General features: G+C 46.5%; 20 protein-coding genes and 1 pseudogene. 16 read left to right on the top strand and 5 right to left on the bottom strand.

Features of this window, described 5'->3' with window-relative positions; translation table 11 throughout:
• Positions 1-807, bottom strand: a complete 807-nt coding sequence (locus AC5EF3_RS12560; protein ID WP_493548279.1) for a uracil-DNA glycosylase — start codon at positions 805-807, stop codon at positions 1-3.
• A 117-nt stretch (positions 808-924) separates the two neighbouring features.
• Here AC5EF3_RS12560 and AC5EF3_RS12565 point away from each other — a divergent pair, with 117 nt between their 5' ends.
• The 5 genes from AC5EF3_RS12565 to AC5EF3_RS12585 all read left to right on the top strand — a co-directional run bounded on the left by AC5EF3_RS12565 (position 925) and on the right by AC5EF3_RS12585 (position 8,705).
• Positions 925-2,610, top strand: coding sequence for an electron transfer flavoprotein-ubiquinone oxidoreductase (locus AC5EF3_RS12565; RefSeq protein WP_015826916.1), 1,686 nt, complete (start codon positions 925-927; stop codon positions 2,608-2,610).
• A 212-nt stretch (positions 2,611-2,822) separates the two neighbouring features.
• Positions 2,823-4,766, top strand: a complete 1,944-nt coding sequence (locus AC5EF3_RS12570; protein WP_015826917.1) for a tetratricopeptide repeat protein — start codon at positions 2,823-2,825, stop codon at positions 4,764-4,766.
• 38 nt (positions 4,767-4,804) lie between these two features.
• Positions 4,805-6,568 (top strand): tetratricopeptide repeat protein, encoded by a 1,764-nt coding sequence (locus AC5EF3_RS12575; RefSeq protein WP_493548280.1) that lies wholly within the window; start codon positions 4,805-4,807, stop codon positions 6,566-6,568.
• 35 nt (positions 6,569-6,603) lie between these two features.
• Positions 6,604-7,503 carry a 4-(cytidine 5'-diphospho)-2-C-methyl-D-erythritol kinase gene (locus AC5EF3_RS12580; protein ID WP_493548281.1) on the top strand — a complete coding sequence of 300 codons (900 nt, stop codon included), beginning with the start codon at positions 6,604-6,606 and terminating at the stop codon, positions 7,501-7,503.
• Between the two features lie 89 nt (positions 7,504-7,592).
• Positions 7,593-8,705 carry a glycosyltransferase family 4 protein gene (locus AC5EF3_RS12585; protein ID WP_493548282.1) on the top strand — a complete coding sequence of 371 codons (1,113 nt, stop codon included), beginning with the start codon at positions 7,593-7,595 and terminating at the stop codon, positions 8,703-8,705.
• Positions 8,706-8,707: 2 nt separating this feature from the next.
• On the opposite strand, the gene AC5EF3_RS12590 is transcribed toward AC5EF3_RS12585, so the two are convergent.
• Positions 8,708-9,679, bottom strand: coding sequence for a polyprenyl synthetase family protein (locus AC5EF3_RS12590; protein ID WP_493548313.1), 972 nt, complete (start codon positions 9,677-9,679; stop codon positions 8,708-8,710).
• Positions 9,680-9,782: 103 nt separating this feature from the next.
• Here AC5EF3_RS12590 and AC5EF3_RS12595 point away from each other — a divergent pair, with 103 nt between their 5' ends.
• The 5 genes from AC5EF3_RS12595 (at position 9,783) to AC5EF3_RS12615 (ending at position 12,557) form a co-directional block, all read left to right on the top strand.
• Positions 9,783-10,106 (top strand): putative signal transducing protein, encoded by a 324-nt coding sequence (locus tag AC5EF3_RS12595; protein WP_233356748.1) that lies wholly within the window; start codon positions 9,783-9,785, stop codon positions 10,104-10,106.
• Positions 10,107-10,115: 9 nt separating this feature from the next.
• The gene (locus tag AC5EF3_RS12600; RefSeq protein WP_493548283.1) at positions 10,116-10,850 is read left to right on the top strand and encodes a tRNA1(Val) (adenine(37)-N6)-methyltransferase; all 735 of its coding nucleotides are present in this window, start codon (positions 10,116-10,118) and stop codon (positions 10,848-10,850) included.
• A gap of 7 nt (positions 10,851-10,857) precedes the next feature.
• Positions 10,858-11,025, top strand: coding sequence for a hypothetical protein (locus AC5EF3_RS12605; RefSeq protein ID WP_493548284.1), 168 nt, complete (start codon positions 10,858-10,860; stop codon positions 11,023-11,025).
• A gap of 611 nt (positions 11,026-11,636) precedes the next feature.
• Complete coding sequence (locus AC5EF3_RS12610) at positions 11,637-12,191, top strand: RBBP9/YdeN family alpha/beta hydrolase (RefSeq protein WP_493548285.1); 555 nt, start codon at positions 11,637-11,639, stop codon at positions 12,189-12,191.
• Between the two features lie 192 nt (positions 12,192-12,383).
• On the top strand, positions 12,384-12,557 hold the full coding sequence (locus AC5EF3_RS12615) for a hypothetical protein (RefSeq protein ID WP_015826926.1): 174 nt from the start codon (positions 12,384-12,386) through the stop codon (positions 12,555-12,557).
• 65 nt (positions 12,558-12,622) lie between these two features.
• Here the strand turns inward: AC5EF3_RS12615 and nfsB are convergent.
• Positions 12,623-13,286, bottom strand: a pseudogene (nfsB, locus tag AC5EF3_RS12620) (oxygen-insensitive NAD(P)H nitroreductase).
• A 118-nt stretch (positions 13,287-13,404) separates the two neighbouring features.
• Between nfsB and AC5EF3_RS12625 the strand changes: the two are divergent.
• The 6 genes from AC5EF3_RS12625 to AC5EF3_RS12650 all read left to right on the top strand — a co-directional run bounded on the left by AC5EF3_RS12625 (position 13,405) and on the right by AC5EF3_RS12650 (position 16,974).
• Positions 13,405-13,773: a winged helix-turn-helix transcriptional regulator gene (locus AC5EF3_RS12625; protein WP_493548286.1), complete on the top strand. Its 369-nt coding sequence runs from the start codon at positions 13,405-13,407 to the stop codon at positions 13,771-13,773.
• A gap of 131 nt (positions 13,774-13,904) precedes the next feature.
• The gene (locus tag AC5EF3_RS12630) at positions 13,905-14,789 is read left to right on the top strand and encodes a 3-keto-disaccharide hydrolase (protein WP_493548287.1); all 885 of its coding nucleotides are present in this window, start codon (positions 13,905-13,907) and stop codon (positions 14,787-14,789) included.
• A gap of 831 nt (positions 14,790-15,620) precedes the next feature.
• Positions 15,621-15,809 (top strand): RHS repeat-associated core domain-containing protein, encoded by a 189-nt coding sequence (locus AC5EF3_RS12635; RefSeq protein WP_493548288.1) that lies wholly within the window; start codon positions 15,621-15,623, stop codon positions 15,807-15,809.
• 22 nt (positions 15,810-15,831) lie between these two features.
• Positions 15,832-16,233: a hypothetical protein gene (locus tag AC5EF3_RS12640; protein ID WP_493548289.1), complete on the top strand. Its 402-nt coding sequence runs from the start codon at positions 15,832-15,834 to the stop codon at positions 16,231-16,233.
• A gap of 2 nt (positions 16,234-16,235) precedes the next feature.
• Positions 16,236-16,673: a hypothetical protein gene (locus tag AC5EF3_RS12645; RefSeq protein ID WP_493548290.1), complete on the top strand. Its 438-nt coding sequence runs from the start codon at positions 16,236-16,238 to the stop codon at positions 16,671-16,673.
• A 58-nt stretch (positions 16,674-16,731) separates the two neighbouring features.
• Entirely contained in the window at positions 16,732-16,974 is a 243-nt protein-coding gene (locus tag AC5EF3_RS12650) for an RHS repeat-associated core domain-containing protein (RefSeq protein WP_493548314.1), read from the top strand.
• Here the strand turns inward: AC5EF3_RS12650 and AC5EF3_RS12655 are convergent.
• Both AC5EF3_RS12655 and AC5EF3_RS12660 read right to left on the bottom strand, forming a co-directional pair.
• Positions 16,971-17,468 (bottom strand): GNAT family N-acetyltransferase, encoded by a 498-nt coding sequence (locus AC5EF3_RS12655; protein ID WP_493548291.1) that lies wholly within the window; start codon positions 17,466-17,468, stop codon positions 16,971-16,973. The genes AC5EF3_RS12650 and AC5EF3_RS12655 overlap by 4 nt on opposite strands.
• Before the next feature lie 44 nt (positions 17,469-17,512).
• Positions 17,513-17,887 (bottom strand): helix-hairpin-helix domain-containing protein (locus AC5EF3_RS12660; protein WP_493548292.1); only part of this gene is annotated, 375 nt, incomplete at its 5' end.

Genomic DNA, 17,887 nt, shown 5'->3' on the forward strand with positions numbered 1-17,887 from the left:
TCAGGAAATCGCGCCCAGTTGCTCGGCGCGTTTTCTGATCAGTTGCAGATCTTTCCAAGTCTTAGCTTTTTCAGCTGGCCGCACGCGCAGATAGCTTGGGGCAAATAAAGGAAAGCAAGGAATTTCCTGAGATAGGCTTTCTTGTTTGTACTGAAACTCCTGACCGCGCAATTTTGCAATATTATCTGTTTTGTTGAGCAAGATTTGCGAAGACATTTTGCCAATCGTGACGATTATCTTGGGAGAGACCAGTTCAATTTGTCTCTGCAAGAATGGACGGCAAATCGCCCATTCCTGATCATCTGGATTACGCTCGCCCAGCATATGCCATGGCATTAATGACGCGATGTAAAGATTGTCCTGTCTAGTAAAATTGATGGCTGCAAACATCTTGTCCAGCAATTGCCCGTTGGCACCAGCTGCTGGCCGACCTGATTTATCTTCCTCACGATCAGGTGCGCCGCAAATGATCATCATGTCAGCATTGATATTGCCATCGCAAAGCACAGTAGAGCGTGCCGTGGCTCTAAGATCGCAACCTGTGAAATCATTGACGGATTTTTTTAAGTCTTCAATGGTTTGAGCATGGTCTGCAAGTTTTTGAGCAGCCAAAATCTGGTCAGTTCGCAAGCGGCGCGGTTGCGCTGGCGCGCTTTTTTCCGCTTTGGAAATTGGGGCGGGCGTTTTAGTCGCAGCTGTAGGTGTGGGTTTTTTCTTTAAAGAAATAGGCTGATCTGGTGGAACCCCTGCGTCAATCCACCACTCATGGAGACTTTTTAGCGCTAATTCTTCGGGAGACCATTGCATTTTTGACTAAAATTATCTCTTTTGTTGCGCTGCAATACAGATTAAGTGACTATAAGCGAATTATAAAATAAGAAAATAGCGAGCTGTAGGGAATCGGCTGGATTCGGGAGAAATAGAATGGCATTGGAAGAAATAGAACGTGAATCCATGGATGTGGACGTTGTTATTGTTGGGGGTGGTCCAGCTGGATTAAGTGCCGCTATTCGACTCATGCAGCGCTCTCAAGAAACAGGACAAGAGCTTAGTGTTGTTGTTCTTGAAAAGGGATCCGAGGTAGGCGCACATATTCTTTCTGGTGCTGTGATTGACCCAATCGCGCTGAATGAACTTATTCCAGATTGGAAAGAAAAAGGCGCGCCGCTGGAAACACCGGTTACAAAAGACAAGTTTATGTATCTTGGACCTGCTGGTTCGATCACATTGCCGGAATTTGCATTTCCGCCAATGATCAAAAACCACGGCAATTACATCGCGTCTCTTGGAAATGTATCGCGTTGGTTGGCTGAACAAGCCGAGGCGTTGGGTGTAGAAATTTATCCGGGGTTTGCTGCCTCTGAATTTACCTACAATGAAGATGGTTCGATCAAAGGTGTGGTTGCCGGTGTCGCTGGTATTGGCCGAGATGGTCAACCCAAGCCTGGTGCTGAAGCAGGCATGGAGCTTAACGGTAAATACGTCTTCATAGCTGAAGGTGTCCGTGGATCGCTTGCCAAGAAAGTGATTGCCGATTTCGATCTGGCAAAAGGCAAAGAGCCACAAAAACACGGTATTGGTATTAAAGAGCTTTGGCAGGTGCCTGATGAGGTTTTCCAATCAGGTCTTGCACAACACACATTTGGTTGGCCGCTAGATGATAAAACAGGTGGCGGATCATTCCTTTATCACTTTGGTGATAATTACGTGGCCGTGGGCCTTGTGGTTCACCTGAATTACAAAAACCCATACCTGTCTCCATATGATGAATTCCAGCGTATGAAGCACCATGAAGATATCGCGCAGCACTTAAAAGGCGGTAAGCGTATTTCTTATGGTGCGCGGGCAATTACTGAAGGCGGATATCAATCCGTGCCGAAACTGACTTTCCCCGGTGGTGCGCTTATCGGATGTTCAGCTGGTTTTGTGAATCTGCCGCGTATTAAAGGCAGTCATAATGCAATGAAAACAGGCATGTTGGCGGCTGAAGCTGCCTTTGATGCAATTGTAAATGGCCGTCAGTCTGATGAATTGATTGAGTATCAAACTGCTTATAACAAAAGCTGGGTGGCAAAAGAACTTAAGAAAGTTCGCAACGCTAAACCGCTTTGGTCTAAGCTTGGTACAACAATGGGTATTCCTGCGTTTGGCTTGGATTTGTGGAGCACGACTCTGTTTGGCGGATGGTCACCATTCACGCCATTTGGCGGATCGCTCAAGCATGGCAAAACAGACGCAGCAAGCCTAGAGCCAGCCAAGAAGCACAAGCCTATAAAATATCCAAAGCCGGATGGTGTGCTTTCATTCGATAAGCTGACCAGCGTGTCGTATTCCTTCACCAATCACGAAGAAGACCAGCCAATCCACTTGAAAGTGGAAGATTTAGCGCTTCAGAAAAATTCAGAATTGGCTGTGTTTGCTGGCCCATCTGCACGTTATTGTCCGGCTGGTGTTTATGAGTGGGTCAAGGATGCTCAGGACACAGATGTCTTCCAGATCAATTCACAAAACTGCGTGCATTGTAAAACATGTGATATCAAAGACCCTAATCAGAACATCACATGGACGACACCAGAGGGTGCTGGCGGTCCCAACTATCCAAATATGTAATTGATATCAGTCCAAAAATTGTATGGCTTTGGAGCCTGAATTCCCTTTTTACGCTAATATTCGGCGCGTTAAGGTTTTTTCAGCGTCTCTAAAGCCATATTTTTTGAAGTTTGGTCAAAAATAACATCTGCATGACTTCAAGTGCGGCTCGATTTGGTCATAAAGTGATGTCACTACGTCAATCAAAGACGAGTTGTAAGCTGGAGTTATATATGCGCCGTTCCTCATTTAGATACACAAAACTAACTCAGGTATGTGCGAGTGTACTGATAGGGGGCTTATTAGCTGGTTGTGCTGTCTCTCCTAAAAGCGATGTTGAACCATCTGCATATGTAATTTCTCAATCGGGTATTTCTCAAATTGCAGCTAAGACTCAGTCTGGTGTAGTGACATCATATGACAGTCCAAATGCGATGCTTGAAAATGCTGATATGGCAGCTTTCATGCTTGAAGCGCGCGATGCCTATCTGAAATCTGAAAAGTCAGGCGCTTGGGGCTTTACTGCGGTCGATATGATGTTGGCCGGCCAATACACTGAAGCGTTGACTGTGCTTAATGAAATGCCGCAGCAAACAACGCCATGGGCAGCGATGACATCTGACTTTTTGCGTCCTTGGATATTGGGCGCAAAAGGCGATGTGGAACTTGCCAAAGAAGCAATGCTTGCACAAAAAGACACTATGCCTAATCACAGCTTTCGTGGGTATCAGGCGCTGCTTTTAGAAGGTGTGGGCCTGTATGAAGAAGCTTTAGGTATTTATCAGCAAGGTCCGGATTTTTTCGTAAATCCAGATGAAGATGATGTGGATACTGCTGAAGCCTATCAAAAATTTATCGCTGAAAGTTTGGCATTTAACGCGGAACGCATTTTAGCACTGCGTCATGCTGATCTGCTTGTGAAGCTAGACCGCGATGCCGAAGCGATGGTGATTTACACCTCTTTGCTTCACGCCAATGAAGATGATGCCTACACAAATGCGCGTATGAAAGAATTATCGTCGGGTGAAAAAAAGGTAAAACCATTTCACACCGCACACACAGCGCTTGGTGTGGCATTGGCTGATCAAGCCGAGCTTATTCAACAGCGCGAAGTGTTTGCTGGCATGGTATTGGCCAAAGGCGCGAAAAGTCCGTTTAATCACTTTCTAAGCGCGATACGTCAGACGGCGGCTTTGCTAAATCCATCAAGCCTAGAAATTCGTCAGATTGAAGCTGACAATTTGTATCAGTATGGCTTTTTCGATGCTGCTGCTCGATTTGCGCTTGCTGGAAATGTCGAGGATGATGATGCGAAAGCAAGCCTGCTAATTCGTGCCTCAGAAGCGCATCTGGAAGCTGGCAATTCTGAAGCTATGGAAAGCCTGAATAAACGTGCTTTAACGTTGACGGACGAGCCTTTCACATTGCTTAATATCGCTGATTTAATGGTGCGCATCAGTGACACAGATCGCGCTGATGCGTTGATCATGCAAATTCTTGATAAAGAAGATTTAGATCCAAAGACGCGCGCATATGCCAATATCCTATTTGCTGAAAATAAACAGCAAGCGGGTGATTTGCTTGCGGCTTCACAAGCGGCACGCGTGGCTGTGGAAGTTGATGATTCTGATCAAACACGAGGATTTCTAGCATCGACACTCACCAAATCGGATGTGACGCGCGAAGAAGGGCTGGATATATATCGAGAATTGTTCATTCAGTCCCCTGACAGTCCAAGCATGATGAATAATTTCGGATATGCGTTGATCGTAAACGCAACCACAGACAAAGAACTAGATGAGGGTTTTCGCCTCCTTAAGCGAGCAAACCGTATCACCCCATTTGAGCCAAACCTTTTAGATAGTCTTGGTTGGGCATATTATCTCTATGGTGATTATGAGCGCGCAGAAGAATATATCAGCAAAGCGCTAGATTTGTTTTTGCCATTTGATCATTGGGAATTGCATTCGCATTTAGGCGATGTCTATTGGCGTTTGGGCCGTGAAGATGATGCGCGTGCGTCTTGGCAGACTTCACTTGATCAATTTCCGCCAGCGTTAGATCGCGCAACCATTGCGTCTAAATTGGAAAATGGGCTAACAGAAGCAGCGCCGGTTCCGCGTGTGCCGCCATTTGTACCAAAAAATGAAGCTCCGCCTAAAATACGTTCGATATAGTTTTAGTGTAAAGTAGTAGATCTGCCGTGGAAAAATTCGTGAAGAAATCTCAATTGCAAACGGCATTTTCTGGTCTGTTTGGGCAAACTGCCTTCTGGAAAAGCTTATTGGTGGGAAGTGCGTGCATAAGCATGGTTTCCTGTGCAGGGCTTTCATCAACAAATTCTGGTGGTTTGGCGGGGCTAGATGAAAATCGGCCGCAATATGCTGATTATTTGTCTGCGCGGTATGCCGGCCTAATGCGCGATGGTGGGTCTGCATCAACATATTATTCTCAGGCTTTGAAGCGCGCGCCAGATGATGAATCCCTGCTGGAAAGAGCTATTATATACGCGCTTGTGGCAGGTGACACGAAGCAAGCTTTGAAATTAGCAAAAGAGAATGCTTCCAACACGCAAGATAATGGCAGCATGGTCGAAATTTTGCTCGCCGTTGATAAATTCTCACGCGAAAAATACAAATCAACCGTCAATTTCCAAGGCGAATTAAGCACTGGCCTGATGCGCAATGTTGTCGCCAGATCATTGCGGAATTGGTCGCAATTAGGATTGCAGGAAGAGGGTGTATTACTGCCCATCGCTTATACAGGAAAAGAATCCCGCCTGTTTCGCGGTGTCCGTTTATATTCTGATGGATTGTTGCAATTGGCCAATGGCCAAGATCAGCAAGCCTTAGAAAGTCTGGAAAAAGCATGGAAACTGGGTGGCCGTTATCCTGTCGGTGTGGATGCTTTGGTGCGCTTGCATGCAGAAAAGGGCGATTTGGACGCCGCCAAAAACATTGTTGATCAGTTTTACGAAGAAATCGGTGACAATCCACTGATTGACCAGGTCGATAAAGACTTGCGTGCAGGTATTGATATCTCTGCCCCTCGCTTGTCGCCCAATGAAGGCGCAGCCTCGTCTATTTTAGGATTTGCACTTGCAATTGCCGCCGGCCAGAGCGGAGATATCGCCAATCTATATTATTCAATCGTGTTACTGCTTGATCCAGACCAAGATGCAGCGCGGCTTTTGTTGGCTGATTCAATGCGCAGCGCTGATCGGTTAGATGCGGCCATAGAACAACTTCAATATATAGATGATAGATCGGTCTATTATGGCGCGGCCCGTGCGCGTGAGGCATGGGTGCTTTACGATCAGGACAAGCATGACAGCGCGATCAATCTGGCGCAAACCGCTTTGGAAACAAAACCGGGCCGCTCTTTGAAAATGCAGATAGGAGACTTGTATCGAAGTCTTGAAATGTATGAGCAGGCCGAACAACTCTTTGATGATGTCTTTAAAAAAGACGCTGAAGAAGGATTTGTCGATTGGCGCGTTTTGTTTGCCCGTGCTGGCATGAGAGATAAACTCTTACGTTGGGAAGAGGCAGAAGCAGATCTTATTGCAGCGCTTGGATATGCACCAGACAGGCCGGAAGTCCTCAATTATCTAGGTTATTCATGGGTAGATCGCGGCGTTAACATTGATCGCGCATTCCAAATGATCCAAAGCGCTATGGAACAACGCCCAGATCAGGGATATATTAGAGATAGTCTTGGTTGGGCTTATTACCGCCTTAGCCATTATGAAAAAGCAGTGAAGTTTTTGGAAGAAGCTGCCGCACTCGATCCGTCTGATCCCGTCATTAATGATCATTTGGGTGACGCATATTGGCGCATTGGCCGCCATACGCAAGCTGAGTATCAATGGTCCCGCGTGGCGCAATATTCTGAAGATCCATTTCTTAAAGCGTCTGCAAAACAAAAACTGCAACATGGTCTGGATGCTCAATTGACCGAGCTACAGGTCTCCAAATAAAATTCTTTGTGAATTGGGACGAGTGAGTACACAAAATGATTGATAGGGCGACCAGCCTGTCCACTGTTTGGGCACCCGCAAAAGTCAATCTTTACCTGCATGTAGGTAAGCCGCTGCCAGATGGGCGACACCCGCTAGATAGTCTGGTTATGTTTGCCGATGGCAATGCAGCTGACCGTGTTTCTGTGCGCCCCTATCAGACCGTTGTTTTAAAAGTAGATGGCCCAGCAGCTAAAGCGCTCAAAGGCGAAAAAAACAATCTTGTTTTGCGCGCTGCCAAATTACTGATGGATGCGGCGGGGCGTAGCGATTTAGGGGCGGCGCTCAATTTACATAAAGAGCTTCCCGTTGCAGCGGGAATTGGTGGCGGCTCAGCAGATGCAGCCGCAACGCTTCAAGCATTAAACCATTATTGGGATATTGGTTTTGGCGATCAAGCTATCCTCAATCTTGGGGCTGAATTAGGCGCAGATGTGCCAGCCTGTTTGCAGTCTGAACCGGTTTTGATGCGTGGCATTGGAGAGCAGCTCACACCGTTTAAAATGCAGCCATTGCCGATTGTATTGGTCAATCCAAGCGTCCCATTATCAACGGCTGATGTTTTTAAAAAGTTTGATGCAATGGGCTTAGGTAGTGACTTCAAAGAAAGAGAAGGCCCTGACTCATCGGGCGGCCCTGAAGTCCTAGCCAGATCATTAGAGCGCTATTCCAATGATTTGGAAGTGCCAGCAAAAATACTATGTCCAGCCGTCAAAGATGTCTTGGACACCATTGAGAAAACCGAAGGTGCATTAATGGCGCGCATGTCGGGCAGTGGACCGACTTGCTTTGGTGTATTTGAAACGATGGAAGCGGCGCAAGCAGCCGCCTATATCATTTCCAAACGCAAGAAAAAATGGTGGGTGAAGGCAAGTTTGCTTTCTGGGTCGCGCTAGTTTTTTTGAGAAAATAGCTTGTCCTTGGCTGAAACAGACGGCAAACCATCTCAAGCTTTGAATTCGTTTTTCCAATTATGGTGACAGACATGCATCCGGCTTTAAATATATTTGTAGTCGGCGCTTTGGCATTACTCATCTCCGCGATTGCGTGCCGCGTGCTCATTGCTGTGCGCTTGATGGATACACCCGATAGCGAACGCAAACTGGTATCCCAAAAGAAAGCAGTGCCAAGCTCTGGCGGGGCTGGGTTTATACCTGCGGGTTTGTTGGCCCTGTTGGCTTCTAGCGTCGCTTTTCAATTAGACACGCCCATTGGATGGTTAGGCGTTGGCGTCGTCGCTATGATGGTGTTGGGGCTAATCGATGACCTTGCCGCGATAAATGCCAAAGCCAAGTTATTTGCCCAAATAGCAATAGGTGTTGGTGTGGCTTGCGCCGGCGTTTATGCCGATGCGATATCGCCAGGGTTTGGCAAGGTGCGTGAATTTGGAATGATTGGCGGCATTATTCTGGCAGTTATTTGGTTTGTTGTCGTGACCAATGCCGTCAATTTTATGGATGGTGCCAATGGTGTTTCCATGGGCATGGCAAGTTTTGCGTGTATGGGGTTTTGCGGCGTTGCAGGCTTTGCGGGTGAGTGGGAATTAGCCATCGCTGCTGCTGCGCTGACGGGTGCGCTGATAGGCTTCCTCATCTGGAATGTTGGCGGAAAACTATTTGCTGGTGATGCCGGAGCGCTCGCTGTAGGTATGGCGCTGGGCGGGTTTTCGATATTGCTCGTGAAGGCGCGGCCTGAATATGTGTTTATCCCGCCAATATTATTATCACCCTTCCTTGTGGATGTGCTTTTAACGCTGAATTATCGCGTCAAACGCGGAGAAAACTTCTGGGAAGCGCACACAATGCATGTCTATCAATTAGGGCTAAAACCACCGCTTGCCCTCAAGCATTGGCAAGTTGCCATTGGGCATTGGATGATTGCCGCCAATTGCGCAGCTTTAGGCTTTGCAGGGGCTGCTATTGGCTTTGAAGCCCCCTTAGTGATCTTTATCGGCGTCACGCTTTTAGGCTGCGCCATGCATGTGCGTATTCGGCGCGCGGCCATCGCGGTGGGTTTGCTGGAAGCGGGTGAGCACAATGTCGACCCGACAAGCAATGAAGCTATGTCAAAACGCCAAACTGAGCAGGGCGAAGCCTAATTTTAATAGGCGCGATCAACCACAAAATCTGCAATATCAGCTAAGGCATCTACATATTCTGATGATGGCAGAACTTCCAGCGCTGCTTTGGCTTTCGCAACTTCATCGCGCGCGGCGTCTAATGTTGCTTTCACGGTGTCTGCCTTGCGAATATATCCAATAGCGGTTTCAAGGTCAGCTTCCGTCTGCTTGGAAACATCCATTGCACGATCCCAGAATGCCCTCGCATCAGCATCGCCATGTTCACGAGCCAGCAGGACTGGAAGTGTCAGTTTTCCTTCGCGGAAATCATCGCCTACAGATTTACCGATGACTGAAGTTGACCCGTCATAATCGAGTGCATCATCGACAAGCTGGAAGGCGCGTCCGAGGCGGCGGCCATATTCCGCCAAGCCATCAGATTCTTTGCCTTCAGCAACAACTGTCAGCGCGCCTGCACGTGCGGCGGCTTCAAATAGAGCGGCTGTTTTAGCTTCGACAATGTCCATATAGTCATTAATGGGCAGGTCAGCCTTACCGATAGCGGCTAGCTGTTTGACTTCGCCTTCCGCGATCACACAGGATGCATTGGAGAGAATATCCAATATCCTCAATGACCGTGTTTCGACCATCAGCGTAAAAGCGCGGGCAAACAGAAAATCACCAACCAGAATAGAGGCAGAATTCCCCCAAAGCATTTTGGCCGCTTTTTTTCCGCGTCTCAAATCGCTTTCATCCACAACATCATCATGAAGCAGGGTCGCGGTGTGAATGTATTCCACAGCGGCAGCTAGACTGTGCAGAGGCGCACTACCTTTACCACCAGCCGCATAAGCTGCTGCCAATGTGATAAGAGGGCGCAGACGTTTACCGCCCGCACCAATCAAATAGGCTGACATGTCTGGGATTGTTGCAACTGAACTTATTGCGCGTTCAGACAGAAGCGCTTCCACAGAGGATAGGTCTTCTGCGACAAGTTCGGTAAGCGTGTCCATCGGGGGTTTTTTCAATGGTGACCCTTCGGCGAGTTCTGCGATTAAGGTCAAAGACGACCCCCTTGGCGGATTAGGAATACAATTTGTTTGTATGAATGTGCTTATGCGCGCACCCAAGACTGGACGCAAGCTATTCCGGCGAGCATATATAGGTCAAGAATGTAGTGAGCAATGTCGCGAGAATGTGACCGGTAAAATAATCTGGAATATTGAGTTTATGATTGAAATTTTAAGAACGAATGATCCGGTTAAGTTGAGCTATGCCATGACCTTGTTGACTGAAGCTGGGTGTGATCCATTTCAAGCTGACCAGTTCACATCTTCTATTGAAGGATCAATCGGCGCGATTCCGCGACGTATATTGGTGCCTGATGATCGCGTTGATGCGGCACGTTTGGCACTAAAAGTATTAGAAGAAAACGAGTAATTTCTAAAAATGAATGAAATTACAAAGGATTGGCTTCTGAATGAGCAGGTCTCCTTGCGTCAATATGCAAAAGGATATCGTGCAGGATTAGATGCTGTACTTCTAGCTGCATCCCTTGAGGCAGCACCTAAGCAAAGAATTTTAGAAGCGGGCTGCGGCGCTGGTGCGGCATTGCTTAGCTGTGCGCACAGATTGCAGGGTGTCCATGTCGCCGGATTAGAGCGCGATGAGCGCATGCTAGCGCTTGCGCAGCAAAATGTCGCAGAGAATGCGTTGCAAGATCGGGTGGAAGTGTTTCAAGGCGATGTCAGCAATCGCCCAGATTCGTTGCTCAATGCGTATGATCAGGTGTTTTCCAACCCACCATTTTTTAATCCCAGCACAATTCAAGCTGTCGGTGAAGGCAAAGAGGGCGCGTATCTCGCTGATGTTCCGCTAGAAAGCTGGCTAAAATTCATGCTACATGCCGTAAAGCCCAAAGGTCGCATAACAATTATACATCGCGCTGCGGCTTTGTCTGAAATCCTTAGTTTTCTACAGCCTAGATTTGGTGAAATATGTGTTTTGCCTGTGCGGTCACATGCTGGAGCCCCCACAAAACGTATTTTAGTGCGTGCACGAAAGGGTCTTCGTAAAGGTGACACAGTTTTACTAGATGGTCTGACACTCTATGATGGCCCTGACCGACATTTAACACCCCGTGCTGATGCAATTATGCGCGGCGAAGCATTAGAATGGAAATGAATTAGCTATGGGACGTTTAATTCTTTTTGCGATTGTATTTGCGATATTAGCGGCTTTTTTTGCGTCTTTCTTTGCACGCAGAGACAAGAATGATGATGACGACAATGGATCAGACCCAGACGGTCAGGACAATGTACGTAAATTGTCTGATCATCGTTCACGAGACGGTGATTAGAATTACATCTGCTTAATGTCTGTATAGAGAAGATTGACTCTACAGTTTGCGCTCCCTACATGCCTAGCCCGACACAATTTCTGGGAAATTGTTGGGGCGTTATTGATGTAAACTTCCGCGTATTTGGAAGTGGGGCTTGTGAATAATTGGTAAGTTTTATCACGTTTGTTCGCGTATCACTGTTGTGAACGTCTGATTGAATGTACACTACCAGTCATTGTATATTATGATGTTGTAGGTTGATTGAGAGACTAGGTAACGTTTCCAACTCATCTACAAAAATAAAAGTCGAAACCTCTATAGTTTTTGAGGAACCATTCGACAGCCCACGCGTATCAGTAGCGTTAATGCGACATTAATATGAACTGAGCGATTATTCAATTATGGAACAAAGCACACAAATTCTTATTTACATTCTAGCAGCTCTTGGCGCTGGTGTGTATTTTTCGTACCGCTTCGACCCTGCGTCGTTGCTGAAAAAAGATAACTAAAAAAAACGGCCATAGTTTGGCCTACAAGTTTGTGTAGAGTATTTGTGTAGAGTAATTAAAAGCGCTGAGAGATTCATTCTCCGGCGCTTTTTTGTTTGGTTTTTTTGAGGTGGGCTGACTATGAAATTATCCGAAGCAAGTATTCTTCTCTCACCCGGCTATGGATGGGGAGATGACACGCACTGGCTGGCCCGCTGGTCGCGTCAGATGAAAACGGCACAATTGGTTGAGCACAAAGATTATAAAACACCCAAGCGCGAAGATTGGGTGGGGGATTTAGTGCTTGCCGTTGAAAAAGCAGATAAGCCCGTCATGCTGGTGGGGCATTCTTTAGGGGCTATAACGATTGCGCACGCGCTTCCATTTTTTGCACCAGACAAAGTTGTGGGGGCGTTTCTCGTTGCGCCATCAGATTGGGAACGTGAAGGTTTAATTCCTGACTTTGATGATCATGATTTTAAACCTATTCCACGACAAAAATTTCCATTCCGCGTGCAATTGGTTGCGAGCCGGAATGATGAAACAATGGAATTTGAAAAATCAGAAGCGCTTGCATCAGCTTGGGGCGCGAGCCTTATAGATGCGGGTGAAGCAGGGCATATAAGCCCCAAAACAGGGCAAGGACCATGGCCGGAAGGCTTGACTGCTTTTGCGCTGTTTATGAAGCAAATTTAGCCTTAAAAAATTACGAATATTTGCGCTGAAAAAATATTTTTTAAAGCATATTGCGCTTTTCCTAAATCGGTATCAAATTTCTATTATGGTCGGAAAAATAGCGTAGGTTTAAACCCCTCGAAAAAAGCCGATCAAATTGTATTGGCTCGTGGTCACAATTAAGGATTGCTGACCCGTTTCTAGGAAAATCCGATGTCCGGAATGAAAAAAGTTGGTCCATCTTCTCGTCCAAAACGCACACGTTTAGGAAATAATGCATCGCGCAATCAAGCGTTTGATGTGATGCCACAACATTCTCCCAAAAGACGACCAGACAAATTTGACCGTTGGGGTCAGTTTAGTTCGGATATGAGATACGAAGATTAATCAGCTTTGAAATAAGGCGAGGTGTAAAAAACCTCGCCTTTGTTATTTTTTTGCAGATTTTTGATTTATATCTCTGTCAAAATCTCAGAAAATGGCAGACGAGATTTAGGTAATGCTGCGTTATAGTCATTGTCTGTGTCGTGATATCCAACAGTGACAACAGCCAGAGCAGAATAGCCTTTTTCATTCAGGCCAAATTCTTTATCCAGAGCATCTGTGTCGACGCCCTCCATAGGTGTCGCATCCAGCCCTAGCACGGCTGCACCCAAGAGGAATTGCCCTAAATTCAGATATGTTTGGCGCGCAAGCCAGCTCACTTCAGCTTCTGGAGAGGTTTGGTTCAATCCAACAAACAGTTTGCGTCCACCATCCATTTTCTCTTTGTGAGCAGTTTCAGGGAAGCGGCCGTCTTTTTCTTCCTGTGCAAGAAGTTGAGCCAAATAAGCGTCGTCTGCATGCAGGCGAGACGCAAATACGATAACTTGAGACGCATTGCGGATTGACGGTGAGTTGAATGGAAATTTTTCATCAGTTCCCTTGGCGACGCGTTCTTTGCCTTCTGGCGTTGAGGCCATAATAAAATGCCAAGGCTGAGAATTCACACTTGATGGCGAGAGGCGCAGCAGGTCTTTTAGTTTTTGCACAGTTTCGTCAGGGATTTTTTTTGTTAGGGTCATACGCTTTTGTCGTATAGCGTCTGTTTGCAGCGGCGATAATATCATTTCCCATAGTCATTTCTCTCTTTGGTTTGATTTGGGGACTGGGTTCATATCGGTTATGTATGATGCTGATATTTCCGCGCAAGAACGCACAATTTGGTTCTATGGTTACATAAAGGGTACTATTGGTGAGCGAGAAAATTGTTTATGAAAAGCAAGCAGACTATACCCATCGCGGATGTCCAGTAGAGGCAGCTCTGGATATTATCGGCGGCAAGGGCAAAGGCTCTATCTTGTGTATTTTGCTCGACCAAACCATGCGTTTCAACGAGCTTCAGCGCACGCTTACAGGCATTTCTCAGCGTATTTTAACCAAGCAATTGAGAGAGTTAGAAGATGCGGGACTAATCCACCGTGAAGTCTATGCTGAAGTGCCGCCTCGTGTTGAATACAGCCTCACAGATAAGGGGCAATCTTTGCGGACTATTATTATGGAATTGCATAAATGGGGACGTGAAAATGTCCTCGATCAAACACCTCAAGAAAAAGCCAGCTAATCACAATTTTAATCAGTGTACTGATCATTTTGAGCTTTCTGTCCGAAATTATGATAACGTTGTCTTAATTGGTGTGTAGTGTTAAAAAGGCTCCCAGATAAAGCCAAAATGGCTGTAAAAGGGGGAGCAAAATGATATCCGTAAAATCTAGTCTCACATTCATCGCGTGTTTGTTTCTCATGCCACTAGGCGCGTGTGCACAAACACAATGGACACCGCTTCTCGATGAAGATTTATCACAATGGGATATCTACCTCAGCTATCGTCATCAATATGGCTATGATGGCTCAATGCCAACGGATTCAGCAGGCAATGATATCGCTCCAATAGGGCTTAACACTGGCAATGATGAAATGGGTGTCTTCACCAGCATTATCCAAGAGGGTGAACCCGTCTTGCGCGTCAGCGGCGAAGCTTATGGCGCTGTCATTTCAAAGAAAGAATATCGCAATTATCGCCTAAAGCTAAAAGTGAAATGGGGCGATAAAGTTTGGCCACCGCGCGAAAAGCTTTTAAAAGATTCTGGCATTCTATATCATTCCATCGGGCCAATGGGCGCAGATCATTGGCGCAGCTGGATGCTATCTCAGGAATTTCAGATCATGCAGGGACATATGGGAGATTTCTGGAACCAAGCCAATTCCGCCATAGATATTCGCGCTTACATCCCCGAATACATTATGAACCCCGTCGCCGATGAATCTCAAGACTGGATTTCTGTGGGGGAAGGCCAAGACATTCAAGGCTTTGTTCTGCGCAAGGTAAATCACGAAAACCCGCATGGGCAATGGAATGAGCTAGAGCTAATCTGCCATGAAGGCCGCAGCCTGCACATAGTCAATGGTCATGTCGTGATGGCGCTGCAAAATTCCCGCTATATTGAGAACGGCGAAGCAATCAATCTGTATGAGGGCAAAATCCAGCTACAAAGCGAAGCCGCCGAGCTGTTTTATAAAGATATAGAAATTCTGGAAATCGACGATATGCCAGCCGAATATGTCTCTATTTTTGAATAATTCAATATGATGTCAGATGCGCCGATAGCTCCGCCATATGATATGGGGAGGTGTTTAGAGCCTATCTTGATCACTGACTGGGAAATGGGCTGTAAAGCACACGCCTTGTCGGCAGTTAGGGAATATAAATTTGGTATGCGTGCCGCCAGAAGCGTGCGCTTTACCTGATGATTTGATATTCAAGCTGACAATCAACACATGCTCGCTCAATGCTCAAAGCATCAGCCCGCTCATGATACGAATTTGCGCATCGCCCACACCATGAGAAGGTGTATTGAATATGCGCCAGACTTTACGGGGCGAGGATAAGTTTCCAGATATCCAGCAAAAGGGAGGTGCGTACCCAATGGCAAAACCCACCACTGTCATTCCGGTTTTGTCGTCTGGCAAAGACCGGAACCCATGCATCAACATTGCTAGATTTTAAAAATGGGTCCCGCAATACCGCTACGCTTCATGCGGGATGACATAGAGGCTAAGATGTCGAGCAAGTGTAGAACTGTCTTGGTCACTAGCCTTTGCGCGTCATTCCCGATGCGTGTGCGCATCAGGGAATCCAACACCCGAAATTGCATCCCCAAACAGTGTTGAGACGATAAGAGATGGATACCCAGACGGCTGCGCCATCGGGCATGACGCGTTTTGCGGGGTGTGGTTTATTACTGGATGAGTGATTCTGAGGGGGAGGCCGTTATTCGCGAAATGTGGACAGGTACAATTTTGGCAAAGCAAACACTTATAGATATGGCATCCACATAAAGTTGATCGTTCCAAAAACGCCAAGGCCGGTAAACATTGGGGCCTGTACTGGTGATAGTGTAAGATCCAATATTGGGGCGTTATTTAGATGCAGACCCTATTGGCCTAGGTGGCGGTGCAAATCCATTTGGGTATGCTTATGCAGATCCACTGCATTATGTTGATCCAACCGGAGAGTTTGCGTGGTTGTTGCCTGTGATAGCATTGGGGGGCTATCGGAGCGGCTGTGGATTAATATGTCGAACAGAATGGAGATTTTAATTGTAACGACACTAGTCAAGTCGTGAAGTCCGGTTTATTAGGTGCCCTTGGAGGGCTTGGTGGAGGAATAGCAGCAACTAAATTTGTAAGCGGTGGATTGCGCCATTCTGAACTGGGTAAGAAATGCCTAAATGTCGCGACGTCTAAAAGATGGAATGCCGTCAGTCAAAGAACTAGAAGAGCTCAAAATATACCGAGTTCAAATGATTTACATCACTGGGCAATTCCAAGAAATGATTGGGGAAAGCATGTATCTAATTCCATCAAAAACCACCCATTTAATCTGAATTCAATTCCTAAACCAATTCATCGTGATATTCATTCTAAATTCAATTTTTATGAGCGATTGGGTGCTGGTGTCCCAAAATCATTCCAAGCGGGTAGCGCGACTGGCGCTGTTTTTGCGGGAGCATCTGGAGAATAAAAATGCAATTAACATTTCCTGTAATTGCCCTTGGTCAAGGTGCAAATGTAGAAGGATATGCAAATATCAAAGACCTGCAAACATGTTATAAAAAAGCTGTCGTGGATGGAACTATTCAGGCTTATGAATATATAGATGCGGAATTACGATATTTCCATACTGAAAATATTCGTACTGTGAAAACTTGGATGCCTTGGCATCATGTGCTTGTTTTAGAATTCAAAAAGTTTGCAGAGGTGGAATTTGACCTGACCTTTGTAAGGCAGGTTACTCTAGAAGAAGCTCAAGAGATGACGGCCCAAAGATTACGTAGATTGATGCCCGGAATAGGTTTTGATCGGCGGCGTGCAAATCTCATAAAGAAAACGCAATCATTCAATGAGTTTTTTGATATTATAGGATTTACTTCTCGTAACGGGGGCACAGCAGCCCGCTTTTGATAAAGTAAATAAATCAGTGGGTTGAATTAAGGGAGTAGAGCCGTTTGAAACAGGCCTCCTGCAAAACCATTGGCGCGACTATGATCCTACACTTGGACGTTATCTGGATACTGACCCGATTAGGTTAAATGGCGGCGCTAATCCGTTTGGGTATGTTGCAGGGATGCCTTTGAGTGCGATTGATCCGTTTGGGTTGGATGTAGTTATTGTGAATAGAACGTTTGCTTTTGGTCTGTTAGATCACCAAGCTGCATACATTCAGGATGGGCTGGAAAGGGTCAGTTCCTATCTTTTACCCTAAACCAAGCTCTTAAACATCACATGCGCGTCGACCATGCCTTGGGTGGGGTGGGCGAAAGCTTTGGGAAGTGTGCCGACAATATCAAAACCCCATCTTTGCCATAAGCGAATCGCACCTGAATTGGTAGCAACGACACAATTATACTGCATTGCCTTATAACCAAACTCACAGGCCTTTAACAGAGAATGCTCACACATTTGGGAGGCGACACCGCGCCCACGGGCCTTATAGCCGGTGACATATCCACAATTGGCAATGTGGGAAAGTCCGCCCATCGCATTGGTTTTTAGATAATATGTCCCCAGTATAACACCATCACATTCCGCGACGAATGTATGCCTGTCATCATTGCACCAATAATCCAGTGCTTCGTCTTTGCTCCAATCTGAAGGCAGGGCATAAGTTTCGCCAGCGCTGAGGACTGGCTCTAAAATCTCCCAGATGCGCGCGTGATCTTTAGGGGCGGCGAGGCGGATATTGAGCGTGGACGACATGGCAAATCTCTATTCGGGGCAAATCTCTAATTCGGGGCAAATCTCTAATTCTGGAAATAATCATATATTTTCTGTGCAAGCGCGGCAGATACACCATCAACGCCCTCAAGGTCTTTTAGTTTCGCATTAGAGACACCTTTTGCGCTGCCAAAGTGGTGTAGCAATGCTTTTTTGCGCGATGGTCCAATGCCACCAATTTCATCTAGCGGGTTTTTCACAATATCAGCGCTGCGTTTGGCGCGGTGTGCGCCAATGGCCCAGCGGTGGGCTTCATCGCGCAATCGTTGAAGATAATAAAGCGCAGGATCATTGATCGGCAATTGGAAAGGGGCACGGTTGGGCCTGAAAAATTGCTCGCGGCCTGCATTGCGGTCTGGCCCTTTGGCAATAGCTATTAAATTCAGGTCATTGGGCCCAAA

Source organism: Hirschia sp. (genome assembly GCF_058892565.1).

Bases quoted from the DNA above. Each gene is read 5' to 3' on its own strand.
- AC5EF3_RS12580 (WP_493548281.1), top strand. From the start codon at position 6,604: ATGATTGATAGGGCGACCAGCCTGTCCACTGTTTGGGCACCCGCAAAA.
- AC5EF3_RS12630 (WP_493548287.1), top strand. From the start codon at position 13,905: ATGATATCCGTAAAATCTAGTCTCACATTCATCGCGTGTTTGTTTCTC.
- AC5EF3_RS12655 (WP_493548291.1), bottom strand. From the start codon at position 17,468: ATGTCGTCCACGCTCAATATCCGCCTCGCCGCCCCTAAAGATCACGCG.
- AC5EF3_RS12570 (WP_015826917.1), top strand. From the start codon at position 2,823: ATGCGCCGTTCCTCATTTAGATACACAAAACTAACTCAGGTATGTGCG.
- AC5EF3_RS12605 (WP_493548284.1), top strand. From the start codon at position 10,858: ATGGGACGTTTAATTCTTTTTGCGATTGTATTTGCGATATTAGCGGCT.
- AC5EF3_RS12560 (WP_493548279.1), bottom strand. From the start codon at position 807: ATGCAATGGTCTCCCGAAGAATTAGCGCTAAAAAGTCTCCATGAGTGG.
- AC5EF3_RS12595 (WP_233356748.1), top strand. From the start codon at position 9,783: ATGCGCGCACCCAAGACTGGACGCAAGCTATTCCGGCGAGCATATATA.
- AC5EF3_RS12585 (WP_493548282.1), top strand. From the start codon at position 7,593: ATGCATCCGGCTTTAAATATATTTGTAGTCGGCGCTTTGGCATTACTC.
- AC5EF3_RS12600 (WP_493548283.1), top strand. From the start codon at position 10,116: ATGAATGAAATTACAAAGGATTGGCTTCTGAATGAGCAGGTCTCCTTG.
- AC5EF3_RS12645 (WP_493548290.1), top strand. From the start codon at position 16,236: ATGCAATTAACATTTCCTGTAATTGCCCTTGGTCAAGGTGCAAATGTA.
- AC5EF3_RS12610 (WP_493548285.1), top strand. From the start codon at position 11,637: ATGAAATTATCCGAAGCAAGTATTCTTCTCTCACCCGGCTATGGATGG.
- AC5EF3_RS12590 (WP_493548313.1), bottom strand. From the start codon at position 9,679: ATGGACACGCTTACCGAACTTGTCGCAGAAGACCTATCCTCTGTGGAA.
- AC5EF3_RS12615 (WP_015826926.1), top strand. From the start codon at position 12,384: ATGTCCGGAATGAAAAAAGTTGGTCCATCTTCTCGTCCAAAACGCACA.
- AC5EF3_RS12565 (WP_015826916.1), top strand. From the start codon at position 925: ATGGCATTGGAAGAAATAGAACGTGAATCCATGGATGTGGACGTTGTT.